24 protein-coding genes and 1 pseudogene are annotated in these 24,247 nt (G+C 71.8%); 15 read left to right on the top strand and 10 right to left on the bottom strand.

What is annotated here, in order from left to right; translation table 11 throughout:
* Positions 1-13: 13 nt before the first annotated feature.
* The 6 genes from ADK64_RS22085 to ADK64_RS22060 all read left to right on the top strand — a co-directional run bounded on the left by ADK64_RS22085 (position 14) and on the right by ADK64_RS22060 (position 5,635).
* Positions 14-1,171 carry a carbohydrate kinase family protein gene (locus ADK64_RS22085; RefSeq protein WP_053661574.1) on the top strand — a complete coding sequence of 386 codons (1,158 nt, stop codon included), beginning with the start codon at positions 14-16 and terminating at the stop codon, positions 1,169-1,171.
* Between the two features lie 150 nt (positions 1,172-1,321).
* Complete coding sequence (locus ADK64_RS22080) at positions 1,322-2,401, top strand: PhoH family protein (RefSeq protein WP_078992776.1); 1,080 nt, start codon at positions 1,322-1,324, stop codon at positions 2,399-2,401.
* Between the two features lie 12 nt (positions 2,402-2,413).
* On the top strand, positions 2,414-2,911 hold the full coding sequence (ybeY, locus tag ADK64_RS22075) for an rRNA maturation RNase YbeY (protein WP_053661572.1): 498 nt from the start codon (positions 2,414-2,416) through the stop codon (positions 2,909-2,911).
* A gap of 12 nt (positions 2,912-2,923) precedes the next feature.
* Positions 2,924-4,210, top strand: a complete 1,287-nt coding sequence (locus ADK64_RS22070) for a hemolysin family protein (protein ID WP_053661571.1) — start codon at positions 2,924-2,926, stop codon at positions 4,208-4,210.
* The gene (locus ADK64_RS22065) at positions 4,207-4,566 is read left to right on the top strand and encodes an MmcQ/YjbR family DNA-binding protein (RefSeq protein WP_053661570.1); all 360 of its coding nucleotides are present in this window, start codon (positions 4,207-4,209) and stop codon (positions 4,564-4,566) included. The genes ADK64_RS22070 and ADK64_RS22065 overlap by 4 nt, the downstream gene beginning before the upstream one ends.
* 43 nt (positions 4,567-4,609) lie before the next feature.
* Positions 4,610-5,635 (top strand): S66 family peptidase, encoded by a 1,026-nt coding sequence (locus ADK64_RS22060; RefSeq protein WP_053661569.1) that lies wholly within the window; start codon positions 4,610-4,612, stop codon positions 5,633-5,635.
* On the opposite strand, the gene ADK64_RS22055 is transcribed toward ADK64_RS22060, so the two are convergent.
* The gene (locus ADK64_RS22055; RefSeq protein ID WP_053661568.1) at positions 5,614-7,047 is read right to left on the bottom strand and encodes an MFS transporter; all 1,434 of its coding nucleotides are present in this window, start codon (positions 7,045-7,047) and stop codon (positions 5,614-5,616) included. The genes ADK64_RS22060 and ADK64_RS22055 overlap by 22 nt on opposite strands.
* A 153-nt stretch (positions 7,048-7,200) precedes the next feature.
* Between ADK64_RS22055 and ADK64_RS22050 the strand changes: the two genes are divergently transcribed.
* From ADK64_RS22050 to ADK64_RS22030, 5 genes are all read left to right on the top strand, one after another.
* Positions 7,201-8,022 (top strand): helix-turn-helix transcriptional regulator, encoded by an 822-nt coding sequence (locus ADK64_RS22050; RefSeq protein ID WP_053661567.1) that lies wholly within the window; start codon positions 7,201-7,203, stop codon positions 8,020-8,022.
* A 28-nt stretch (positions 8,023-8,050) separates the two neighbouring features.
* On the top strand, positions 8,051-8,404 hold the full coding sequence (locus tag ADK64_RS22045) for a cytidine deaminase (protein ID WP_053661566.1): 354 nt from the start codon (positions 8,051-8,053) through the stop codon (positions 8,402-8,404).
* Between the two features lie 390 nt (positions 8,405-8,794).
* Positions 8,795-9,271 (top strand): hypothetical protein, encoded by a 477-nt coding sequence (locus tag ADK64_RS22040; protein ID WP_053661565.1) that lies wholly within the window; start codon positions 8,795-8,797, stop codon positions 9,269-9,271.
* Positions 9,272-9,487: 216 nt separating this feature from the next.
* Positions 9,488-10,816 (top strand): beta-xylosidase, encoded by a 1,329-nt coding sequence (locus ADK64_RS22035; protein WP_053661564.1) that lies wholly within the window; start codon positions 9,488-9,490, stop codon positions 10,814-10,816.
* A gap of 59 nt (positions 10,817-10,875) precedes the next feature.
* On the top strand, positions 10,876-11,886 hold the full coding sequence (locus ADK64_RS22030) for a WxL protein peptidoglycan domain-containing protein (RefSeq protein WP_053661563.1): 1,011 nt from the start codon (positions 10,876-10,878) through the stop codon (positions 11,884-11,886).
* Here ADK64_RS22030 and ADK64_RS22025 read toward each other — a convergent pair.
* Both ADK64_RS22025 and ADK64_RS22020 read right to left on the bottom strand, forming a co-directional pair.
* Positions 11,780-12,118, bottom strand: a complete 339-nt coding sequence (locus tag ADK64_RS22025; RefSeq protein WP_053661562.1) for a P-II family nitrogen regulator — start codon at positions 12,116-12,118, stop codon at positions 11,780-11,782. The two genes, ADK64_RS22030 and ADK64_RS22025, sit on opposite strands and share 107 nt — an antisense overlap.
* On the bottom strand, positions 12,115-13,425 hold the full coding sequence (locus ADK64_RS22020; RefSeq protein ID WP_053661561.1) for an ammonium transporter: 1,311 nt from the start codon (positions 13,423-13,425) through the stop codon (positions 12,115-12,117). The genes ADK64_RS22025 and ADK64_RS22020 overlap by 4 nt, the downstream gene beginning before the upstream one ends.
* Before the next feature lie 201 nt (positions 13,426-13,626).
* Between ADK64_RS22020 and era the strand changes: the two genes are divergently transcribed.
* Positions 13,627-14,580, top strand: a complete 954-nt coding sequence (era, locus tag ADK64_RS22015) for a GTPase Era (protein ID WP_053661617.1) — start codon at positions 13,627-13,629, stop codon at positions 14,578-14,580.
* Positions 14,581-14,601: 21 nt separating this feature from the next.
* On the opposite strand, the gene ADK64_RS22010 is transcribed toward era, so the two are convergent.
* Positions 14,602-15,453, bottom strand: coding sequence for a helix-turn-helix transcriptional regulator (locus ADK64_RS22010; protein ID WP_053661560.1), 852 nt, complete (start codon positions 15,451-15,453; stop codon positions 14,602-14,604).
* A gap of 128 nt (positions 15,454-15,581) precedes the next feature.
* Between ADK64_RS22010 and ADK64_RS22005 the strand changes: the two genes are divergently transcribed.
* Positions 15,582-16,439: an NAD-dependent epimerase/dehydratase family protein gene (locus ADK64_RS22005; protein WP_053661559.1), complete on the top strand. Its 858-nt coding sequence runs from the start codon at positions 15,582-15,584 to the stop codon at positions 16,437-16,439.
* Between the two features lie 32 nt (positions 16,440-16,471).
* Here the strand turns inward: ADK64_RS22005 and ADK64_RS22000 are convergent, their stop codons facing one another.
* The 4 genes from ADK64_RS22000 to ADK64_RS21985 form a co-directional block, all read right to left on the bottom strand.
* Entirely contained in the window at positions 16,472-17,725 is a 1,254-nt protein-coding gene (locus tag ADK64_RS22000) for an MFS transporter (RefSeq protein WP_053661558.1), read from the bottom strand.
* 10 nt (positions 17,726-17,735) lie between these two features.
* Entirely contained in the window at positions 17,736-19,049 is a 1,314-nt protein-coding gene (locus tag ADK64_RS21995) for a GH1 family beta-glucosidase (protein ID WP_053661557.1), read from the bottom strand.
* Between the two features lie 70 nt (positions 19,050-19,119).
* Complete coding sequence (locus tag ADK64_RS21990; RefSeq protein ID WP_053661556.1) at positions 19,120-19,386, bottom strand: protealysin inhibitor emfourin; 267 nt, start codon at positions 19,384-19,386, stop codon at positions 19,120-19,122.
* A gap of 21 nt (positions 19,387-19,407) precedes the next feature.
* Positions 19,408-20,475 (bottom strand): M4 family metallopeptidase, encoded by a 1,068-nt coding sequence (locus ADK64_RS21985; RefSeq protein WP_053661555.1) that lies wholly within the window; start codon positions 20,473-20,475, stop codon positions 19,408-19,410.
* Between the two features lie 329 nt (positions 20,476-20,804).
* On the opposite strand from ADK64_RS21985, the gene leuA reads away from it, so the two are divergent.
* Together leuA and ADK64_RS21975 are read left to right on the top strand one after the other, a co-directional pair.
* Positions 20,805-22,526, top strand: a complete 1,722-nt coding sequence (gene leuA / locus ADK64_RS21980) for a 2-isopropylmalate synthase (RefSeq protein WP_053661554.1) — start codon at positions 20,805-20,807, stop codon at positions 22,524-22,526.
* A gap of 183 nt (positions 22,527-22,709) precedes the next feature.
* Positions 22,710-23,405 (top strand): TerB family tellurite resistance protein, encoded by a 696-nt coding sequence (locus ADK64_RS21975; protein WP_053661553.1) that lies wholly within the window; start codon positions 22,710-22,712, stop codon positions 23,403-23,405.
* A 14-nt stretch (positions 23,406-23,419) separates the two neighbouring features.
* On the opposite strand, the gene ADK64_RS21970 is transcribed toward ADK64_RS21975, so the two are convergent.
* Together ADK64_RS21970 and ADK64_RS21965 are read right to left on the bottom strand one after the other, a co-directional pair.
* Positions 23,420-24,064 (bottom strand): response regulator, encoded by a 645-nt coding sequence (locus ADK64_RS21970; protein ID WP_053661552.1) that lies wholly within the window; start codon positions 24,062-24,064, stop codon positions 23,420-23,422.
* Positions 24,061-24,247: pseudogene (locus ADK64_RS21965) on the bottom strand (hypothetical protein); the annotation flags it as partial. The gene ADK64_RS21970 and the pseudogene ADK64_RS21965, both read right to left, overlap by 4 nt.

Genomic DNA, 24,247 nt, shown 5'->3' with positions numbered 1-24,247 from the left:
CAGGGAGCGCACCGTGACCGCCTCGCACACCTTCGCCGGAGAGGAACCGGACCACCTCACGCAGGCCGGGCGCCGGCAGGCCCACGTCGACCCGCTCGCCGCGCTGCGCACGCCCGGCGACCCGCCCTGGGACGTCTATCTGACGGGCACGGTCTTCCTCGACATCATCTTCACCGGGCTGGACTCGGCGCCCGTGCGCGGCACCGAGTCCTGGGCCCGGGGCATGGGCTCCAGCCCCGGCGGGGTCGCCAACATGGCCACCGCGCTGGCCCGGCTCGGCCTGCGGACCTCCCTCGCCGCGGCGTTCGGGGACGACCACTACGGCGAGTACTGCTGGGACGCGCTCGCGCAGGGCGAGGGCATCGACCTGTCGGCCTCGCGGACCGTGCCCGGCTGGCACTCGCCGGTGACGGTGTCGATGGCCTACGAAGGCGAGCGCACGATGGTGTCCCACGGGCACGAGCCGCCGCCGGAGGCCGTGTTCCTCCACGAGGGCGCCCCCGACCGGCCGCCTCACGCGCGTGCCGCCGTCGCCTCGCTGACGCCGGGCATGCGCGCGTCCTGGATCGCACAGGCCGCCCGGGAGGGGACCCGGATCTTCGCCGACGTCGGCTGGGACGACACCGGGGCGTGGGACCTGTCGGGCCTCGCGGATCTGGAGCACTGCGAGGCGTTCCTGCCGAACGCGGAGGAGGCGAAGCGGTACACGGGGGCCGAGTGCCCGCGGCTCGCCGCGCACGCCCTGACCGAGCACGTGCCGGTGGCCGTGGTGACGCTGGGGTCCGAGGGGGCGTACGCGGTGGACCGGCGGACGGGGGAGGCGGCCGAGGTGCCCGCGATCGCCGTGGAGGCGCTGGATCCGACCGGGGCGGGGGACGTGTTCGTCGCCGGGTTCGTGACCGGGTCCCTGGCGGGGTGGCCGCTGGCCGACCGGCTGGCGTTCGCGGGGCTCACGGCGGCCTTGTCGGTACAGGAGTTCGGGGGGTCCCTGTCGGCGCCGGGGTGGTCGGAGATCGGCGCCTGGTGGCGCAGGGTGCAGTCCCTGCCCGGGCAGGAGCCGGCGGCGCTGGAGAGGTACGCGTTCCTCGAGGGCCTGGTTCCCGAGCGGCTGGACCGGGTGTGGCCGCTGCGCAGGGCCGTACCGACCATCGGTTTCCGGCGCTCGACCTGAACCCCTGGTCTCCCACCTGGCCTGCTCCGGAATCCGGACCCCGAAAAGCCCTACGGCGTTGTCAGCCCCCCGTCGTACTCTGGAATCGCGAGGCCACCCTCAGCCAGGTGGCCGTGACGAGGAGGAAGCGCAGGCCTTCAGCGCCGGCCCATGACACAGACATCCACAGCTCATACCCCCGCGCAGGAGCAGGCGAGAGCGCAGTTCACCGTCCCCGCCCAGCACCCCATGGTGACCGTGCTGGGTTCTGGCGACTCCCTCCTGCGTGTGATCGAGAGGGCCTTCCCGGCGGCCGACATCCATGTCCGGGGCAATGAGATCAGCGCGGCCGGCGACCCCGCCGACGTCGCCCTCATTTCGCGCGTGTTCGACGAGATGATGCTGGTGCTCCGCACCGGGCAGCCGATGACGGAGGACGCAGTGGAACGCTCGATCGCCATGCTCAAGGCGAGCGAGAACGGGACCAGCGACGGCCCGGAGACCCCGGCCCAGGTGCTGACGCAGAACATCCTGTCCTCGCGTGGCCGCACGATCCGCCCCAAGACGCTCAACCAGAAGCGGTACGTCGACGCGATCGACCAGCACACGATCGTCTTCGGCATAGGCCCCGCCGGTACCGGCAAGACCTACCTGGCCATGGCCAAGGCGGTCCAGGCCCTGCAGTCCAAGCAGGTCAACCGGATCATCCTCACCCGCCCCGCGGTGGAGGCCGGTGAGCGCCTCGGCTTCCTGCCCGGCACGCTCTACGAGAAGATCGACCCCTACCTGCGTCCGCTGTACGACGCGCTGCACGACATGCTCGACCCGGACTCGATTCCCCGGCTGATGGCGGCGGGGACCATCGAGGTGGCGCCGCTCGCCTACATGCGCGGCCGCACGCTGAACGACGCCTTCATCATCCTGGACGAGGCCCAGAACACGAGCCCCGAACAGATGAAGATGTTCCTCACCCGCCTCGGCTTCGACTCGAAGATCGTGATCACCGGTGACGTGACGCAGGTCGACCTGCCGAACGGCACCAAGTCCGGTCTGCGACAGGTGCAGGAGATCCTGGAGGGCGTCGAGGACGTCCACTTCTCCCGGCTGTCGTCGCAGGACGTCGTACGGCACAGGCTGGTGGGCCGTATCGTCGACGCGTACGAGAAGTACGACAGCAAGAACGGCACCGAGAACGGCACCCACAGGGGCGGCCACGGCAAGCCCGGTGCCAAGGGCCCCAAGGGGAAGTAGACCAGCACGACCATGTCGATCGACGTCAACAACGAGTCCGGTACCGAGGTCGACGAGCAGGCGATCCTCGACATCGCCCGCTACGCGCTCGCGCGGATGCGCATCCACCCGCTGTCCGAGCTCTCGGTGATCGTCGTGGACGCCGACGCCATGGAGCAGTTGCACATCCAGTGGATGGACCTGCCGGGTCCCACCGATGTCATGTCGTTCCCGATGGACGAGCTGCGGCCGCCCGCGAAGGACGACGACGAGCCGCCGCAGGGCCTGCTCGGCGACATCGTGCTGTGCCCGGAGGTCGCCGCCAAGCAGGGGACCGAGGCGCCCACCCAGCACTCCATGGACGAGGAGCTCCAGCTCCTCACCGTCCACGGCGTGCTGCACCTGCTCGGGTACGACCACGAGGAGCCCGACGAGAAGGCCGAGATGTTCGGGCTCCAGGCCGCCATCGTGGACGGCTGGCGGGGCGAGCGGGGGCTGACCGGGCCGTCCCCGGCGCCGACCGTCTCGTAAGCGGCGGGCCGCATGTCTCCGCAGATCGTCCTCGGCGCGATCGCGCTGGTCGTCGTCGCCTGGCTCGCCGCCTGCGCGGAGGCGGGCCTCGCGCGCGTCTCCAGCTTCCGCGCCGAGGAGGCCGTACGCACCGGGCGGCGCGGCAGCGCCAAGCTCGCCCAGGTCGCTGCCGACCCCACCCGCTATCTGAACGTGGCCCTGTTGGTCCGCGTCGCCTGCGAGATGGCGGCCGCGGCCCTCGTGACGTACGCCTGCCTGCAGGAGTTCGCCGCCACCTGGCAGGCGCTGCTCGTCGCCATCGGGGTCATGGTGCTGGTGTCGTACGTCGCCGTCGGGGTCTCCCCGCGCACCATCGGCCGTCAGCACCCGCTCAACACGGCGACGGTCGCGGCGTACGTGCTGCTGCCGCTCGCCCGGGTGATGGGGCCGATCCCCTCGCTGCTCATCCTCATCGGCAACGCCCTCACCCCCGGCAAGGGCTTCAGGCGTGGCCCGTTCGCCTCCGAGGCGGAGCTGCGCGCGCTGGTCGACCTCGCCGAGAAGGAGTCGCTGATCGAGGATGACGAGCGCCGGATGGTGCACTCGGTCTTCGAACTCGGCGACACGCTCGTGCGCGAGGTGATGGTGCCGCGCACCGACCTCGTCGTCATCGAGCGGTACAAGACCATCCGCCAGGCCCTCACCCTCGCCCTGCGCTCCGGGTTCTCCCGGATCCCGGTGACCGGCGAGAGCGAGGACGACATCGTCGGGATCGTGTATCTGAAGGACCTGGTCCGCAAGACGCACATCAGCCGGGACGCCGAGAGCGACCTGGTGTCCACCGCCATGCGGCCCGCCGTCTTCGTGCCCGACACCAAGAACGCCGGTGACCTGCTGCGCGAGATGCAGAAGGAACGCAACCACGTCGCCGTCGTCATCGACGAGTACGGCGGCACCGCCGGCATCGTCACCATCGAGGACATCCTCGAGGAGATCGTCGGCGAGATCACCGACGAGTACGACCGGGAACTGCCGCCCGTGGAGGACCTCGGCGACGACCGCTACCGGGTCACCGCCCGCCTCGACATCACCGACCTCGGCGAGCTGTACGGCCTGGAGGAGTACGACGACGAGGACGTGGAGACCGTCGGCGGACTGCTCGCCAAGGCCCTCGGCCGGGTTCCCATCGCGGGCGCGTCCGCCGAGGTCGAACTGCCCGACGAACGCCGGCTGAAGCTGACCGCGGAGGCCGCCGCCGGCCGCCGGAACAAGATCGTCACGGTCCTGGTGGAACCCGCCGGGAAGGAGGGACCCGAGTGACCCCCGAGGAGCTGCGCGCCTTCTGCCTGTCGTTCAACGCGGCCGTGGAGGACTTCCCGTTCAATCCGGAGACCTCGGTCTTCAAGGTGCTGGGCAAGATGTTCGCCCTGACGGCGCTGGGCGCGCGGCCCCTGACGGTCAACCTCAAGTGCGACCCGGACGACGCGGTCCGGCTGCGCGCGGAGCACGAGGGGCTGGTCGTGCCGGGCTGGCACATGAACAAGCGGCACTGGAACACCGTGACGGCCGACGGCGCGCTCCCCGGACGGCTGCTGAAAGAGCTGATCGAGGACTCGTACGACCTCGTCGTCGCGGGGCTGCCGAGGGCGGAGCGGCTGCGGCTGGACCGGCCGTAAACCCGGTTGCCCGGGGCGGTCGGCGCGGGGTCGGATGCTCTGCATGACCCTCAGATATCCGCGCCCTCTGCGCCCCGGTGACCGTGTCGGTGTGACCTCTCCCTCCGCCGGAGTGGCCAGGGAACTCCGGGGGCGGCTCGACGTCGCGATCAAGGAGATCGAGGCGCGTGGCTACGAGGTGGTCGTCGGCCGGTGCATGGACGGCTCGACGCACCTCAGCGCCCCGGCCGCCGAGCGCGCCGCCGAACTGACCGGGATGCTCACCGACCCGGTGATCCGGGCCGTCGTACCGCCGTGGGGCGGTGAGCTGGCGATCGATCTGCTGCCCTTGCTCGACTTCGAGGCGATCGGCCGGGCCGAGCCGACCTGGGTCGTCGGCTACTCGGACATGTCCACGATCATCACACCGCTGACCCTGCTCACCGGCGTGGCGACCGTGCACGGAAACAACCTCATGGACACGCCGTACCGGGCGCCCGAGGGGCTGTCGTCCTGGCTGGACATCGTGGCCGCGCCGCAGGGCGAGCCGTTCGCACAGACCCCGCCCGGGCGGTACCGGTCCGGGGGCTACGACGACTGGACCGCCGACCCCGGGATCCGCCAGTTCACCCTCGACGCCGAGGGCGGTTGGACCCGGCTCGACGGGGACGGGGACGTCGATGTCGAGGGGTGGCTGATCGGCGGCTGCATCGAGACGCTCGGCCCGCTCGCGGGCACGCGCTACCTCGACACCTCGCGCCTCGCCGGGGACGAGCCCCAGCTCGTCTACGTCGAGGCCTGCGAGGACAACGCCTTCACCATCTGCCGTCACCTGCACGGCATGCGCCTCGCCGGCTTCTTCGACCGCGCGGCCGCCGTCCTCGTGGGCCGCACACACGCCCCCGACAGCCCTGCCCTCACCCAGCACGAGGCCGTGCTCGACGCGCTCGGGCCGCTCGGGGTGCCGATCGTCGCCGACGTCGAGTGCGGGCACGTCGCGCCCTTCCTCCCGCTGGTCAACGGCGCGCGCGGCCGTGTGGTGCACACGGCCGCGCGGAGCGGGATCGTTCAGACCCTGGGCAGGCCCTGACGCCGGCCCCGGCGCAGGCCCAGGCCGACCAGGACGGCGGCGGCCAGGACGATCGCCGCGTCCAGGGCGAGCACCGTGTGCACACCGGTCAGCAGATCGGGGGACGTGGTGGCCAGCACGCCCAGCAGCGGGATGCCGATCGTGATGCCGACCTGCTGGGTGGAGGTCACCAGCCCGGTGGCCAGGCCCTGCTCCTCGTCCGGCACCCCGGAGGTGACGGTCAGGCCGTACGAGATGATCGCGCCCAGGTGGCACATGCTGGCCAGGGACACGGCGGCCGTGGCCGGCCACACCGACCAGGTGTGGGCGTTCAGCAGGAGCAGCGTCGCGACCAGCGCGCCCTGGCCGGCCAGCGAGCCGACCAGGGTGCGGCGGGCGCCGAAGCGGCCGATCACCTTCGGGGCGAGCGTGCCCGCGACGGCCGACAGCACGCCCTGGACACCGAAGACCAGGCCCGTCTCGAACGCCGACAGCCGCAGGGTCTCCTGGAAGTACAGGGTCAGGACGAAGACGACCGTCGACATCATCGAGAAGGTGACCAGACCGCCCACGTTGCCCCAGGCCACCGTGCGCCGGCGCAGCATCGGCAGGGAGACGAGCGGGGCCGCCGAGCGGGCCTCCACGAACCCGAAAGCGACCAGCAGCAGTACGCCGGCGAGCAGCGCCGTGATGACGTCCGCGCGGGCGAAGCCGTGGTCTGCGGCGGTGGACAGGGCGTAGATCAGCGACAGCAGACCACCCGTGACGGTGACGGCGCCGGGCACGTCCAGGCGGGGGCGGTCCGGGGTGCGCGACTCCGGCAGCAGGCCCGGGGCCAGCGGCAGCACGATCAGCGCGAACACCGACAGCAGGGCCATGGTGGAGCGCCAGCCGAGCGCGTCGGTCAGCACACCGCCCGCGACCATGCCGACGGTGAAGCCCAGCGACAGCAGCGTGCCGGAGATGCCGAGGGCGCGGTCACGGGCCGGGCCCTCCGGGAAGGTGGTGGTCAGCAGGGACATGCCGGTCGGGACGATCGCCGCCGCGCCGAGGCCCTGCAGCGCGCGTCCGGCGAGGAAGGACGCCGGGTCCCAGGCCAGGGTCGCCAGCAGCGAGGCCGCGCCGAACAGGGCCAGGCCGGCCAGGAACAGCTTCCGGCGGCCGTACAGGTCGCCGATGCGGCCGAAGAGGAGCAGGAAGCCGCCCGAGGGCAGTGCGAACGCGGTGACCGCCCACTGCAGCGCCGAGCGGCTCATGCCGAGGTCGGAGCCGAGTGCGGGCAGGGCCACGTTCAGCACGGAGAAGTCGAGCGCGACCATGAACTGGGCCGCGCACAGCACGAACAGGACGAGCTTGTCACGCGTCGACAGCCGGGGGGTGTCGAGCGGTGTGCCCGTGGAGACGGTGGGTTGCGTGGTGGTGTCGATCGCCATGTCTTGAGCTTCGGGCAGCCGGAATACGAGTGGGGAGTCGGAACTTATGGTGGTGGTGGCACCACCAGACAGAATCGACGGGGGAGGGGCCGGTACGTGCCTGCTGCTGAGGCGACACGAAGTCAACGGCGTGACGAACTGCGGGAGTTCCTGATGAGCCGGCGGGCCCGGGTCAGCCCCGAGGAGGCGGGACTGCCGGTCGGCGGGGGCCGGAGGCGTACGCCCGGACTGCGCCGGGAGGAGGTCGCCGTGCTGGCCGGGGTCGGCGCCTCCTGGTACCAGTGGCTGGAGCAGGGGCGGGAGATCTCCGTCTCCTCGCAGGTCCTGGACGCCGTGGCCCGGGTGCTGCGGCTGAGCGACGCCGAGCGCCGGCATCTGTATCTGCTGGCCGAGATGAACCCGCCGACGCCCGAAGTGGCGCCGGAGAAGCGGGACATGTGTGACGGACTGCGGCGGCTGATCGACACCTGGATGCCGTATCCGGCGCACATCATGGACCTGTACTACAACTGCGTGATGTACAACGACGCCGCCGCGATGGTGCTCGGCATGCGGCCGGACATCACCCAGAACTGCCTGATCGACTTCTTCCTCGATCCGATGTACCGGGCGCGCAGCCACAGTTGGGAGCGGAACGCGCGCACGGTGGTGGCGCAGTTCCGGGCCGCGTGTGCGGCGCGGCCGGACGACGAGGGGTTCCGGGAGGTGCTCACCGAGGTGAGCGCGTCCAGCGCCGAGTTCCGGGAGATGTGGGCGCAGCGGGACATCGAGGACCAGGGGCAGATCCGCAAGGAACTGGACCATCCGCTGGCCGGTCTGCTGGTCGTGGAGTCGACGGTGCTGAAGGTGCCGGCCCGACCCGATCTGATGATCGTGCTGCACACTCCGCTGAACGAGGCCGACACCGCGGAGAAACTGGAGTGGCTGGCGTCTCCGGAGGGGCGCCGCGGCGCGATGTACCCCGTGGCGGGGTGAGCGGGGCGTGGGTTCGTATGCTCGGGGCATGACCGAGAGCAACGCGCTTGATCCCGAGGACCGCAAGATCGTGACTCTGGCCCGTTCCGCGCGGGCCCGTAACGGGGTGCCCGAGGGGGCGGCCGTACGGGACGAGACCGGGCGTACGTATGTCGCCGGGTCGGTGGAGCTTGCCTCGCTGCGGCTGAGCGCGCTGCGTACCGCCGTGGCCATGGCGGTGGCGTCCGGGGCCACGTCGCTGGAGGCGGCGGCGGTGGTGAGCGAGGCGGAGTCCGTGCCGGCGGAGGACCTGGACGCCGTGTCCGACCTCGGCGGGCCGGGAACGCCGGTGCACCTCGCCGGGCTGGACGGCGTTGTCCGCCGGACCGTCTCCGCCGGCTGACACACCAGGGGCTCCGCCCCCTGGCCCGCACGTCGCCCACCCACCCGTGGCCGCCGGCCGAAAGGGCGCCGAGACGGGCTGGTGGGCGGGCGGCACGGCGGTGCGTGGGCCCTGCGCCGGGACACCGGCCGGGGCGGCGGGGCCGAGCGGGCGGGTGGACTCTGCGCCGGCGGGGCGTCCGCCCTGGGCGGGCGATTCCGCCGAACGAAAGGTCGGCTGGAATTCAACCTTGTTCGGTTCTTGCCCTTGCGCATCAATGGAGCCGTAAGTATCCGACGGACCGTCAGATCCGCACCGCCGTGCAGTGTGCCCGCATCCGCCTGCTCAGGCCTCTTGTCCGTCGGCCCCCCACATGGCACTCCCCCCACCAGGAAAGGGAAGCGGATCCCCATGAGAGGCAAGCGCACGGCAATGAGTGCGGCACTGGCTGCCGGGGCCCTCGCGGTCACCGGGCTCGCCTTCGCACCCTCTGCGGCCGCCGTCACCCCACAGACGGCGACCATCACCGCGGACTGCGGTATCTACGGCGGCGGTGCCGCCACCCTCACGGCCACCCAGACCGGCACCTCGGCCACCATCACCCTCAGCTCCTCGGCGGTCACCGTGCCGATCGCGGTGGCGCAGGACTCCGTCGCCTCCACGCTCACGATGGTCAAGGCGAGCGGCGGCACCACCGTCTTCAGTGGCACGAAGAACCCGGCGATGGCGGCCGGTTCCGCGGTCAGCGTCGGCCCGCTCAGCGGCACCGTCGCCTCGGGCGACAGCCTGGAGGCGCACGGCGGCTCGCTCAAGATGACGGTCTTCGGGATCACCATCACCTGTACGGCCACCGGCAACCAGTCGCCCGGCCCCTTCGTCTTCGACTGACCGACTCCGGCCGGCCGGTTCCGGCTGACACGGGCTCCGGCCGGCCGGACTGAGCGATCTGTTCCGGTTCCATACGGAAGTCCCCTGGATGCCGCAGAAACTGATGATCCGTCAGATTTCTGCGGCATCTCCATTGACTTCTCACCCCCGCTCCACATCAATGCCCCCTGTCGGCGCAGCCGAGCCGCTGCGCCAGCAACCCTCAGGAGGGGGCCCATGGGTTCCACACCCCGAAGATCCCGACGGTGGCGCTGGGCGTCACTGTTCGGGGCGACCGCCCTGGCGGTCACCGCGGGCGGCGCGCTGGCCTGTCCGGCCGGTGCCGCCGGCGCGAACGTGGACTTCGCCACGCACTGCATCCCGCCCGCCGTCGCCGGCCTCCCGCCGATCGACGGCACCACCACCGCCAGCGTGTCGGTGGACAACACCAGCCCGAAGGTCGGCGACACGGTCACCGTGACGTACACCGTGGTCACGGCCGCCGCCGGCAATCCGACCGATCTCGCGCTGCCCGCCGACATCATGACCCCGACCGGGAAGGTCACCCTCGGTGGCGCCCAGACGGGGGACGTGACCGTCGCCGGGCCGAAGAAGAACCCGCCGGTGCCGGGGAAGGCGGCCTTCCCGTCCTTCTCCATGACCGGCACGTTCACCGTCACCAAGCCCGGCCAGATCACCCTCTCGCCCGGCGACTACAACATCCACACCAGCTACATCCTGGAGCTGGACACCCCCTGCACGGTCACCAGCCCGCCCGCACCCACCTCGCAGACCGTCACGGCGACCGATGGCACCCCGGCCAACACCCGGGCCATCTCGCTGAGTTCGGCCTCCGGCGACCAGGGCGCCAAGGTCACCGTCAACGGCAGCAACTTCACGCCGGGCGCGACCGTCACCCTCGCCGGGCGGGCCGGGGACCAGCAGACCGCGGACACGGCCACCGTGACCGCGAACGCCCAGGGCTCCTTCAGCGGTTCCCTCGTCGTCAACGACAGGACGACGACCGGGATCGTGGCCTACGAGGGCGGCTCCTGGAGCGCGGACCAGGGTGCGGGTCCGGCCGCCTACGTCGTGAACGACAACTCGCCCGTTCCGCCCGGCAGCCAGAAGCTGACGGCCTCCGTCAAGGCGGGCACGCTGTCCATGTCCCAGGCCGGGGACTCCGTCGCGCTGTCGTCGGTCGACTTCGGCAACGGCGGGGCCTCGACCGGCGCTCTCCAGACGGTGACCGTCAAGGACTTCCGCGGCGGACCGGCCGGCTGGTCGCTCACCGGCAAGGTCACCGACTTCACCGGTCCCGGCGCCAAGATCGATGCCGGGAAGCTCAGCTGGACCCCCGCCTGCGCCACCAAGGCGGGCAGCCCCAGCACCTGCAAGGCCGGTTCGGCGGGCGCCGTGGGCAGTTCGGGAGCGACCCTCGCGTCGACCCCCGACGGCACGCTCACCGGCGGTGAGTTCACCGTCGACGCCGGACTCTCCCTGGACGTGCCGGCGTTCACGCCTCCGGGCTCGTACTCCGGTGTGCTCACGCTGACGCTCACCTGAGCGTGCGGGCGTCCGCACCCGCCCGTTCTCCTGTCTCTCGTCCGTGGGGGTCCGCACCCATGCGCAAGCTGTACGTCCTCCTCCTGGGCCTGATGCTGGCATGGCAGGCCGCGCCCGCGCACGCCGCCGACAACGGCAGCTGGTCCGTCTACCCGGTCGCCTCGAAAGTCGCCGCGCGGCCGTACTTCTACCTCTCCGCCGACCCCGGCCAGACCCTCACCGACAAGGTCGCCGTCACCAACAAGACCGGCGGCCCGCTCACCTTCCGGCTGTACGCGGCCGACGCCTACAACACCGCCCGCGACGGCGGATTCGCCGTACGGAGCCCGGCGGAACCGATGCGCGGGGTGGGCGCCTGGGGGAAGCCCGCGCGGTCCCGGGTCACCGTGCCCGGACACGGGACCGTCACCGTGCCCTTCACCCTGCGGGTGCCGCAGGGCGCCGAACCGGGTGACCACCCGGGCGCGATCGTCGCCCTCGACGAGCGGGTCGAGACCGGCAGCGGCTCCCTCGCCCTCGGTGTACGTCAGGCCGTCGGTGCCCGTGTCTATCTCCGGGTCAGCGGGCCCACGCTTCCGGCACTCTCGGTCGGGCAGGTGCGGATCGGCCGGCACCAGCCGCTGGTGCCCGGACTCGGCGCCAGTACGGCGATGATCTCCTACACCCTGCGCAACACCGGGAACGTCACCGTCGACCCCGAGGTGGAGCTGCGGGCGCGCGGGCTGTTCGGCCGTACGCTGCTCGACCGCACCCTCACCCGCGTCCCCTCCGAACTGCTGCCGGGCCAACAGGTGCGGCTCACCGAACCGTGGTCCGGGGCGCCCCAACTCGACTGGGGGAACGTGACGTTGACCGCGAGCGCGCCGGGCACCCGGCAGTCGGCGAGCGCCTCCTTCCTCGCGCTGCCGTGGCTGCTCGCCGGGCTCGTGCTCGCGGCCGCCGTGGTGTGCGGGGTGCTGCTGGTCAGAGCGCGTCGGGGCCGTGTTCGCCGGTCCGTACGCGTACGACCGTCTCCACGGGCACGGACCACACCTTCCCGTCCCCGATCTTCCCCGTCCGCGCGGCCCTGACGACCGCCTCGATCACGGCGTCGGCGTCCGCGTCCTCCACCACGACCTCGATGCGCACCTTCGGCACCAGGTCGACCCGGTACTCGGCCCCCCGGTACACCTCGGTGTGGCCGTGCTGCCGGCCGTAGCCGCTCGCCTCGGTCACGGTCAGGCCGCGCACGCCCAGCTCCTGCAGGGCGGTCTTGACCTCGTCGAGGCGGTACGGCTTGACGATGGCGGTGATCAGCTTCATGCCCGGGGCTTGACCTTCCGGTCGGCGACGACGGAGTGGGAGACCGGGGCGCCGGCGCCCAGGACCCCGTGATCGTAGGCCGTCTCGGCGTGCACCGTAAGGTCCAGGCCGGTGTACTCCTGCTCCTCGCCCGCACGGAAGCCCATCGCCTTGTCGAGCAGCTTGCCGAGGCCGTACGTCACCGTGAAGGCGTACCCGGCCACGACCACCACGGCGAGCAGCTGCTTGCCGAGCTGGGCGAGCCCGCCGCCGTAGAACAGGCCCTCGGTACCGCCCGTCATCGCCTTCTCGGCGAACAGGCCGATCAGCAGGGTGCCGATGACACCGCCGACCAGGTGGACGCCGACGACGTCGAGGGAGTCGTCGTAGTTCAGCCTGAACTTCCAGCTCACCGCGTAACTGCAGACGACACCGGCGGCCAGGCCCACGACGAGGGCGCCGAGCAGGGAGACCGTGCCGCAGGACGGGGTGATCGCGACCAGGCCGGCGACCGCGCCGGAGGCGGCGCCGAGCGTGGTCGGGTGGCCGTCGCGCCGCTGCTCGACGAAGAGCCAGCCGAGCAGGCCGGTGCAGCCGGCCGCGAGGGTGTTGAGGAAGGCGGCCGCCGCGAGACCGTTCGCGCCGAGCGCGCTGCCCGCGTTGAAGCCGAACCAGCCGAACCAGAGCAGACCGGCGCCGAGGATCACCATGGGCAGGTTGTGCGGGCGCATGGCGTCCTTCTTGAAGCCCAGGCGCGGGCCGAGGACCAGGCACAGGGCGAGCCCGGAGGCACCGGAGGTGATCTCGACGGGCAGCCCGCCCGCGAAGTCGAGCGCGCCGAGCCCGGCCGCGATCCAGCCGCCGGGCCCCCAGACCCAGTGGGCGACGGGGACGTATACGACGAGGGCCCAGACGGGGACGAAGACCAGCCACGCCGAGAACTTCGTACGGTCCGCCACCGCGCCGCTGATCAGGGCGGCCGTGATGATCGCGAAGGTCAGCTGGAAGGTGGCGAAGAGGAGGGTCGGGACCGTGCCGTGCACGTCGGCCGGGCCCACGCCGTTCATGCCGGCGTGGTCGAGGGTGCCGATGAGCCCGCCGAAGGCGTCGTTCCCGAAGGCCAGGGAGTAGCCGGCCGCCAGCCAGACCACCGTGACCAGGGCGATCGACACGAAGCTCATCATCAGCATGTTGAGGACGCTCTTCGTGCGGACCATGCCGCCGTAGAACAGGGCCAGGCCCGGCGTCATCAGCAGCACGAGGGCGGTCGCGGCGAGCAGCCAGGCGGTGTCGCCGGTGTTCACTTGGGGCGCGGCGGCGAGGGTCACGGGCGTCTCCAACGAGGTGGGGGCTGCGTCAGAGGGTCACCGGTGCGGGTTTCCGGTCGCGTACGGGTGTGTTTCCGTGGCGTTTCGTTGCGTGCGGGTTTCCGGAAGCTCACGGGGAGGCGGTGTGGGCGGGGGCCACTGGGGCGGCACCGAGGCACCGCTGGTACGGCGCGGTCGCGTGGATCAGGGACAATGGGCGGCATGAGCGTGCGTACCCAGTCATCCGAGCAGCCGGCCGAGGCCGCCCACCGCGCCGGCTTCGCCTGCTTCGTGGGCCGCCCCAACGCGGGCAAGTCCACCCTCACGAACGCTCTGGTCGGGCAGAAGGTGGCGATCACCGCGAACCAGCCGCAGACGACGCGGCACACGGTGCGCGGCATCGTGCACCGTCCCGACGCCCAGCTGATCCTGGTGGACACCCCGGGGCTGCACAAGCCGCGCACGCTGCTGGGCGAGCGCCTGAACGACGTCGTCCGTACGACCTGGGCCGAGGTCGACGTGATCGGCTTCTGCCTGCCGGCGAACGAGAAGATCGGACCGGGTGACCGCTTCATCGCCAAGGAGCTGGCCGGGATCCGCAAGACCCCGAAGGTCGCCATCGTCACCAAGACCGACCTGGTCGACTCCAAGACCCTCGCCGAGCAGCTGATCGCGATCGACCAGCTGGGCAAGGAGCTGGGGATCGAATGGGCGGAGATCGTGCCGGTGTCGGCGGTGGGGTCCAAGCAGGTGGACCTCCTGGCCGACCTGCTGATCCCGCTGATGCCCGAGGGGCCGGCGCTCTACCCCGAGGGCGATCTCACCGACGAGCCCGAGCAGGTCATGATCGCGGAGCTGATCCGCGAGGCGGCGCTGGAGGGGGTCCGGGACGAACTGCCGCACTCCATCGCGGTGGTCGTGGAGGAGATGCTTCCGCGCGAGGACCGCCCTGCCGACCGGCCGCTGCTGGACATCCACGCCAACGTCTACATCGAGCGCCCCAGCCAGAAGGGCATCATCATCGGCCCCAAGGGCAAGCGCCTGAAGGACGTCGGCATCAAGTCCCGCAAGCAGATCGAGGCGCTGCTGGGGACGCCGGTCTTCCTGGACCTGCACGTGAAGGTGGCGAAGGACTGGCAGCGGGACCCGAAGCAGCTGAGGAAGCTCGGCTTCTAGTTCCTTCCCCGCCCCGTGCCGTCACGGAGCGGTGTCCGTCGTCATGTCCTGTACCCCCACCACCCTCAGCAGCTGAAGCCGTTCGTGTGAGGCCGTTCCCGGGCGGGCCGTGTGGAGGATCAGTTGGTGGCGGCGGTCGTCGGTCAACAGGACCTCGCAGTCCAGTTCCAGCAGGCCCACCACGGGGTGCCGGAAGCGTTTGGCCGAGGCGCGCCGTACCGCCACCTCGTGGGTTTCCCAGAGGCGGGCGAACTCCTCGCTGGCGGAGCGGAGTTCGGCCACCAGGGCGGCCGGTTGCGGGTCGTCGGGGCGGGCGGCGGTGACCGCGCGGAGGTTCGCCACGTGCGCCCGCGCGTGTTCCGGCCGGTCCTCCGGCGGAAGCAGCTCGCGCGCCGCCGCGTCCAGGAAGAAACGGCGGACCAGGTTGCGCTCGCGCGGCGGCCGGGCCAGCGCGTCTCCTGACAGTGCCCGCGACAGCGCGTTCTGCGCCAGCACCTCGCCGCAGTCCGTGATCACCATCGCGGGCGCGTCGTGCAGCCGGTCCAGGACCAGCAGCAGACCCGGGCGGACATGCGACGAGGCCCCGTCCCGGCGGGGCGGCTCCTCACCCGCCAGATGGAACAGGTGGTCGCGTTCGTCGTTCGTCAGGCGGAGCGCACGGGCCAGCGCCGTCAGCATCTGCCGGGACGGGCGCGGGCCCCGGGACTGTTCGAGGCGGGTGTAGTAGTCCACCGACATGCCCGCGAGCGAGGCGACCTCCTCCCGGCGCAGGCCCGGGGTGCGGCGCCGGGCACCCGGTGCGAGACCCACGTCGGAAGGCTCCAGCCGGGCACGGCCGCGGCGCAGGAAGTCGGCGAGTTCGGCTCGGTTCACCCCACCAGCGTGACCCGTCACGCCCGGCTTATCCAGGGACTGCCGATCCCCTGATCGACGGGTCTCTCCCGCCCCTGCCGGCTCCGTTCCAAGGTGGGGGCATCGGACAGCCACGAGAGGAGCAGACGATGCTGACACTGGTGACCGGAGGGACGGGGCAGGTCGGGCGGCGCTTCGTGCCGAGGCTCGTCGCACAGACCCGGCCGGGGGAGCGCGTACGGGTCCTGGTGCGCGACGCGGCGCGCGCCGAGCGGTTCGCGGAGCTGGGGGCCGAGGTCGTGACCGGGGACCTGCGGGACGAGGAGGTGCTCGGCAGGGCCGTGGCGGGGGCGGACGCCGTCGTGAACGTCGCCGCCTCCTTCCGCGGCGTTCCCGACGAGGAGGCCCGCGCCGTCAACCGGGACGCGGCCGTGGCTCTGGGACGCGCCGCGCTGGCCTCCGGCGTACGACGGTTCGTGCAGGTCAGCACGGGCCTCGTCTACGGCATCGGACGGGGCCGCCCGATGACCGAGGACGACGAGAGCCGGCCCGGCGGCGAGATGTGGGGCGCTTACCCCGAGGCCAAGGCGGCGGCCGAGCGGGAACTGCTCGCACTGGAGGGCGGCATGGAGGTGCGCATCGGCCGCCTCCCCTTCGTGTACGGCGAAGGCGACCCGCATCTCGCCGACTCCCTGCGCTGGGCCGCCGGCTGGGCATCCGGCCAGCGGCTCCAGATGGGCCATCACGTCGATGTCGCCCAGGGCCTGCTGCGCCTGTTGTACGCCCCGGCGGTCCACGGGCCCGTCCACAACATCGCCGACGACGCCCCCGTCACGGCGGTCGAGCTGCACCTGCTCAACGGCGTCGAGGTGCCCGCCGACCTGTACACGCGGACCGACCCCGACCCCTGGTTCGGGATCATGTCCACCCAGAAGATCCGCCGGGACCTCGGCTTCCGGCCCGTCCACCCGAGCGTCTGGTCCGCCCGCGACGCCGGCGCCCTCTGACCACCCGGCGGGCGCACCTGCTCGACGCGCGCCTACCCGACTCCCCTGATCCGGCCCACCAGCACCGCCCCCGCCAGCCCGACCACCGCCGCCACCAGGTACAGCACCCGGTAGCCGCCCAGGTACGTCACGATCGGCGCGGCCAGCGCCGGAGCCGCCACCTGGGGCAGGGCGTTGGCCACGTTGATCACGCCGAGGTCCTTGCCCCGGTCCAGGGCCTTCGGCAGGACGTCCGTCATCAGCGCGAAGTCGACCGAGGTGAACACGCCGAAGCCGACCCCGAGGACCGCGGACGCGACGATCGCCCCGGGCCAGGTCTGCCAGCCGGACAGCGCGGCCGTCGCCACCGCCATCAGCACGCCCGACCAGACGACGAACGGCTTGCGCCTGCCCGTACGGTCCGACCACACCCCGCCCGCCACGACGGTCGCCACCAGCGTCAGGCTGTTGACGGCCGTCAGGATCAGCACCCCCTGGCCGGGGTCGTGGTAGTGGAGGCGGTCCCGTAGGTAGTACAGCAGGTACAGCAGCACCAGCGAGTTGCTGAGGTTGATCAGGAACCGGGTCAGCCAGGCCCAGCCCAGGTCCGGGTAGCGGCGCGGGCTCAGCCAGAAGCCCGCCACGAACGCCCGCCAGGACCACGGCGGCCGGTCCTCCTTCGCGAGCCGCAGATCCTCGTGGCGCAGGACGTACGGCAGTACGCCCGCCACCGTGCACACCGCGCAGGCCGCGTACCCGGCCCCGATCCCGCCCGCCGCGGTCGCCAGGCCCGTGCCGCCGACCACGCCGAGGATCTGCGCGGCCCCCAACCAGCCGCCCACCACGCCGCGTTGGAGCCTCGGCACCCGGTCCGGGACGGCCGCCGTCACCGCCGCGAACGCCGCGTTCAGGGTGAGCTGCACCAGGCACCAGCCCGCCGCCATCGACCACATCCCGCCCGCCCGCGCGAGCAGCAGCAGGGAGAGCGCGCCGCCCGCCGCCCCGGCCACGATCCACGGCGTACGGCGGCCCCGGCGGGACGTCGTCCGGTCGGACAGGGCGCCGAAGAAGGGGTTGGCGAGGAGGGAGACCACCGCGCCGGCGCCGGTCACCCAGGCCAGCATCGTCTCCTTGGACATCCCGGCGCCGGGCGCGAAGTCCTTGGCCTGGGAGGCGAGCAGGATCTGCAGCGGGCCGAACCAGCCCACCCAGATGGCCCCGTTGGCCAGGGAGAGGGTCGCTGTCCAGCCCCGGCCGACCCGCTCCTCCGGCTCGGTCAGCGCGGCCGAGGCGCGGGCCACGGTCATCTCCGTGCCGTCAGCCCTGGGCCCGGAGCACGTCCCGGAACCAGTGGTAGGAGGCCTTCGGGGTGCGCTTGAGCGTCGTGTAGTCCACGTGCACCAGGCCGAAGCGGCGCGCGTAGCCCTCCGCCCACTCGAAGTTGTCCATCAGGGACCACACGAAGTAGCCGCGTACGTCCACCCCGGCCGCCAGCGCCGCGTGCAGGGCGCGCAGGTGGGCGTCCAGATAGCCGATGCGGTCCTGGTCGTCGAGGCCCTCGTACGAGCAGCCGTTCTCGGTGATGACGATCGGGGGGAGCCGGTCGCCGTAGCGGTCACGGAAGCCGCACAGCAGCTCGGTGAGGCCCTCGGGGACGACCGGCCAGCCGAAGTCGGTCTTCGGACGGCCCTCGATCTCCCGCACGGAGAAGGGGAGTTCGGCCGGCAGGGTCAGGCCGCCGTACTCGCTGTCCGAACCGCCCGGCGCGCCCACCCGGGTCGGCGCGTAGTAGTTGATGCCGTACCAGTCGACGGGCTCGGCGATCACCTTGAGGTCGGCCGACACGTCTCCTGGCATCAACTCACCCGTTCCGTCCGGGTATTCACCAAGGAGGACCGGCTCGGCGAACAGGCGGTTGAGGAGGAGGTCGTAGAAGCCCGCCGCCTCGGCGTCGGCCGGTTCGTCCGAGGCGGGCCAGGTGGGGCCGTGGGAGTTGGCGATGCCGATGTCCGCCGCCCCGGCCGCGCGCAGGGCCCGTACCGCCAGGCCGTGGGCGAGGAGCTGGTGGTGGGCGACCGGGAGCGCGTCGAAGAGGAGCCGCCGGCCGGGGGCGTGGGCGCCCAGGGCGTGGCCCAGCAGGGTGTGTTCCGCGGGCTCGTTGAGGGTGATCCACTTCTTCACCCGGTCACCGAGGCGCTCGGCCACCACGGTCACGTGGTCGGCGAACCGGGCTGCCGTGTCCCGGTCCAGCCAGTCCAGGGAAGCGGGCAGGTCCCAGTGGAAGAGCGTGGGCACGGGCCGCACGCCCGCCGCGCACAGCTCGTCCACCAGGCGGTCGTAGAAGTCCAGTCCGCCGGGGGAGTTCACCCGGGGCCAGGAGACCGAGAAGCGGTACGCGTCCACGCCGAGGCCGGCGAGCAGGGCCACGTCCTCGCGGTAGCGGTGGTAGTGGTCGCAGGCCACCGCCGCCGTCGAGCCGTCCTTCACCCGGCCCGGCCCGTCCGTGAACACGTCCCACACGGAACGCTCGCGCTCCTCGGCGGCTCCTTCGATCTGGTGGGCGGAGGTCGAGACACCCCACAGGAAGCCGTCCGGGAACCGAGGTATCGGGTCGCCTGCGTCAGTCACCATGGCCGGGATCATCCTTACCCCCGGTAACGGAAGTCAATGCCCCGGCGCGAACCGGCGCCCCCGCCCCCGCCTACGCCCCTTCCTTCAGTAGTCGGCTCACCAACTCCCGCTGGTCCTCGGTGAGTCGGGGATCGGCGGCGTACACCGTCCGGCCGTCCACGGTGATCTCGTACCGGAAGCCGTCCGGGACGCCGGTGGGCGGGGTGCCCGGGCCGGACGCGAGGACGCGCTCGGCCAGGGCCTGCCACTCGGGGGCGTCGGCCCGGCCCGAGGTGTCCACCTCGGCCCGGCGCTCGATCCCCGCGAAGCCGCCTGTGCGCCGTACCTGAATTCGCATGGGGCTCTGTCTAGTACGGAACTACGACGTCCGCACCCCGACCTGTTCCCAGGCCTTCTGCGCGCCCTGGAGCTCGTCCCCGGTGCCGTACCGCTTCCGGGCCGCCTTCACCGTCAGCGTGGCGAAGTCGGCGAACTGCGCGTCCGTCTTCAGCTCGCCGCCGGTCAGCACGTCGTACCAGATCTGCCCGGCCTTCTCCCAGGCGTGCCCGGTGAGGGCCGTGGCGAGCAGGTAGAAGGCGTGGTTCGGGATGCCGGAGTTGATGTGCACGCCGCCGTTGTCGGTGTTGGTCTGCACGTAGTGCGCCATGGTCGCGGGCTGCGGATCCTTGCCGAGCCTGGGGTCGTCGTACGCCGTGCCCGGGGCCTTCATCGAGCGCAGCGCGGTGCCGTGGACGCCCGGCGCGAGCAGGCCCTCGCCGATCAGCCAGTCGGCCTGGTCGGCGGTCTGGCCGAGCGTGTACTGCTTGATGAGGGAGCCGAAGACGTCGGAGACGGACTCGTTGAGGGCGCCGGATTGGCCGTAGTACTCCAGGTTCGCGGTGTACTGGGTGACGCCGTGGGTGAGTTCGTGGCCGATGACGTCGACGGAGGTGGTGAAGTCGGTGAAGACCTCGCCGTCGCCGTCCCCGAAGACCATCTGCTCGCCGTTCCAGAAGGCGTTGTCGTAGTTGGTCTCGTAGTGCACGGACGCGTTCAGCGGCAGCCCGTTGCCGTCGATGGAGTCCCGCTCGTACGCTTTCAGGTACAGCTCGAAGGTGGCGCCGAGGCCGGCGTAGGCGCGGTTGACGCTGGCGTCCTGGCTCGGCTCCGAGCCCTCCTCGCGGACCTGGGTGCCGGGCAGGTCGCTGCCGTGCCGGGCGTCGTAGATCGTGCGGTGCGGCCGGCTGGCGGCGGGCGCCGGGGCGGCGACGGCGGCCTGGGTGCGGACCGCGGTCACCCGGCGGCGGGTGCGCAGCGCCGAGTCGTGCTGGAGGGTGTGCAGCGCGGAGTCGGAGAGCGCCTGGTCCTCGTGCCGGGCGAGCCGGTCGAGGATGTGCGGCGGCACGATCGTGCAGAAGACGGGCCTGAAGCCCCCGTTGGTCGTCATGGCAGAAAACCCTGGCACTGCGTGATCTGACTGTCACTACCCGCAACCATGATTGGTGAAGTGTCGCGACATGCGACCACCCTCTGTGACCGGGAGTGGTATGGCGCACGTTTTGTCCCTTTTGTGACCCCGGTCCCGCATACTGGAACGCGTTCCCGCCTCCGGCACGGCTCGGCTACGCTGCTCAGCATCATGCGTTTCGGGCTGCTTCTTCTTAGCTGCCGCGGCGAGGGCCTGTAGTCCAGGTCGACTCCCTCCCCGCGGAGCTTTGGCGTTGTCTCGTCGGCCGACCACTCGGACATGCGGACATCCTGAGGAGCCCACGCATCATGGCGAACCGCCAGCAGCCCAGCACCATGCCGATCCACAAGTACGGCCGCTACGAGCAGGTCGACATCCCGGACCGCACCTGGCCCCAGCAGCGGATCACCGTGGCCCCCCGCTGGCTCTCCACCGACCTGCGCGACGGCAACCAGGCCCTGATCGACCCGATGTCGCCCGAGCGCAAGCGCCGGATGTTCGACCAGCTGGTCGCGATGGGCTACAAGGAGATCGAGGTCGGCTTCCCCGCCTCGGGCCAGACCGACTTCGACTTCGTGCGCTCGATCATCGAGGAAGAGGGCGCGATCCCCGAGGACGTGACCATCTCCGTCCTGACCCAGGCCCGCGAGGACCTGATCGAGCGGACCGTGGAGTCCCTCAAGGGCGCCCGCCGGGCCACGGTCCACCTGTACAACGCCACCGCCCCGGTCTTCCGCCGGGTCGTCTTCCGCGGCTCCAAGGACGACATCAAGCAGATCGCCGTCGACGGCACCCGCCTGGTGATGGAGTACGCGGAGAAGCTGCTGGGCCCCGAGACGGAGTTCGGCTACCAGTACAGCCCCGAGATCTTCACCGACACCGAGCTGGACTTCGCGCTGGAGGTCTGCGAGGCGGTCATGGACGTCTACCAGCCGGGCCCGGGCCGCGAGATCATCCTCAACCTGCCCGCCACGGTGGAGCGTTCGACCCCCTCCACGCACGCCGACCGCTTCGAGTGGATGAGCCGCAACATCTCCCGTCGCGAGCACGTCTGCATCTCCGTCCACCCGCACAACGACCGCGGTACGGCGGTGGCGGCGGCCGAGCTGGCGCTGATGGCCGGCGCCGACCGCGTCGAGGGCTGCCTGTTCGGGCAGGGCGAGCGCACCGGCAACGTCGACCTGGTCACCCTGGGGATGAACCTGTTCTCGCAGGGCGTCGACCCGCAGATCGACTTCTCCGACATCGACGAGATCCGTCGTACGTGGGAGTACTGCAACCAGATGGAGGTCCACCCGCGCCACCCGTACGTGGGCGACCTGGTCTACACGTCCTTCTCCGGCTCCCACCAGGACGCCATCAAGAAGGGCTTCGACGCCATGGAGGCCGACGCCAGGGCCAAGGGCGTCACGGTCGACGACATCGAGTGGGCGGTGCCGTACCTGCCGATCGACCCCAAGGACGTCGGCCGCTCCTACGAGGCCGTCATCCGGGTCAACTCGCAGTCCGGCAAGGGCGGTATCTCCTACGTCCTGCAGAACGACCACAAGCTGGACCTGCCGCGCCGGATGCAGATCGAGTTCTCCCGGCTCATCCAGGCGAAGACGGACGCCGAGGGCGGCGAGATCACCCCGAAGGAGATCTGGGCGGTCTTCCAGGACGAGTACCTGCCGAACCCGGACAACCCGTGGGGCCGTATCCAGGTCAGGACGGGCCAGTCGACCACGGACACCGACGGGGTCGACACCCTGACGGTCGAGGCCACGGTGGACGGCGAGGACACGGTCCTGTCCGGCTCCGGCAACGGTCCGATCTCGGCCTTCTTCGACGCCCTGCAGTCCGTCGGCGTCGACGTACGCCTGCTGGACTACCAGGAGCACACGATGAGCGAGGGCGCCTCCGCGCAGGCCGCCTCCTACATCGAATGCGCGATCGACGGCAAGGTCCTGTGGGGGATCGGCATCGACGCGAACACGACGCGTGCGTCGCTGAAGGCGGTCGTCTCGGCCGTCAACCGCGCGGCCCGCTGACCCCTCTGACCGGGGGTTTCGACGCCCTGACCGCTGTATACGGCGGTCAGGGCGTCGCCGTTTTCGGCCACCGTGCCGATCAGGTCACAGAAAGGTCTCTTCCGGGGTACTGACTCAGCCTGCGTGATGTGGCTAACATCACGCCAGCACGGCGATGTTGCCGCGCGGTTACGGAGGTGCGACGTGCTGCCAGTACGGGGACGAAACGACCGTGCCACCAGGGCTGTGCACATCCTGGGCACCCGCACCGCATGGACCCCCGTGGGGGACGGTGAGTTCTACTGCCCCGGCTGCGGAGGGGACCGCAACTACCAGCGGCTGACCGGCCGCCGCCGGCTCACCCTGCTCGGGCTGCCGGTGCTGCCGCGCGGGACGGCCGGGCCGGTCGTGGAGTGCGCGGCCTGCCGTCACCATTACGGCACCGACGTCCTCGACCACCCCACCACGCGCCGCTTCTCGGCGATGCTCCGCGACGCCGTGCACACCGTCGCCCTCGCCGTGCTCGCCGCGGGCGGCACCTGTTCCCGTACTGCCCTGGAGACCGCCGCCGGCGCGGTCCGCGCGGCCGGCTTCGACGACTGCACCGAGGACCAGCTGGCCGCCCTGGTCGAGGCCCTCGCCGCCGACACCGGCCGGGTCTTCGAGCAGCCGTGCGGTGCGGGCCTGACGATAGAGCTGCACGAGGCCCTGGACCCGCTCGCCCCGCACCTGGCCCCCGCCGGCCGTGAGTCCCTCCTCCTCCAGGCCGCCCGTATCGCCCTCGCCGACGGCCCCTACACCCCTGCCGAGCGGGACGCGCTCACCACGGTCGGCGCGGCCCTGACCATCTGCGCGGACGACGTCACCCGGCTGCTGGCCGCCGCCCGGACCCCGTCCTGAGCCGGCCACCGGTGTCAGCGGCGGATGAGCCCGAGGTCGGTAGCGGCGGCGACGGCGGCGGTGCGTGAGTCGACGCCGAGTTTGGCGTAGACGCGGGCCAGATGGGACTTGACGGTGCCCTCGGTGAGGTGGAGGCGCCGGCCGACGGCCTGGTTGGACAGCCCCTCGGCGACCAGGGTGAGGACCTCGGTCTCGCGCCGGGTCAGCGCGGTGCCCGGGGTGCGCAGCCGGTTCATGAGCCGGTCCGCGACCGCGGGCGCCAGGGTGGTGCGTCCGCTCGCCGCCGAGCGCACCGCGGCGGCCAGCTCCTCCGGCGGGGCGTCCTTGAGGAGGTAGCCGGTGGCGCCGGCCTCGATGGCCGGGAGGGTGTCGGCGTCGGAGTCGTAGGTGGTGACGATCACGACCCTGGGGGCACCCGGGCGGGCGGTGATCTGGGCGGTGGCCTCCGCACCGCCCATCCCCCTGCCGAACTGCAGGTCCATCAGCACGACATCGATGCCGCCCGCCGCGGCGCGGGCGACGGCCTCCTCGGCGGTGGCGGCCTCGGCCACCACCACGAGCCCCGGCTCGGTCTCCAACACGGCCCGCAGCCCGGCCCGCACGACGGGGTGGTCGTCGGCGAGGAGCAGACGGACGGGGAGCTCGGGGTGGTCGGTCACGGGCGGGCCTCGGTCTCGACGGGCGGGGTCGTGTGGTCTGCGGGCGCGTGCGCGGTCGGCGTGGTGTGCGGCGGCATGGCGGTCGGGCCGGAGCTGTCCGTCGCGGGGGCGGGCCGGGGCCGGGGCTCGGCGGGCTGGGGCCGGGGCTCTGCCGGGGCGGTCTCGGTCTCGGTGGGGGCGGTG

Origin of the sequence: Streptomyces sp. MMG1121 (genome assembly GCF_001280015.1) — a bacterium.
Taxonomy (GTDB): Bacteria; Actinomycetota; Actinomycetes; order Streptomycetales; family Streptomycetaceae; genus Streptomyces.
The sequence above is the reverse complement of the archived record's forward strand: the minus strand, read 5'-3'. Positions and strand labels throughout refer to the sequence as shown.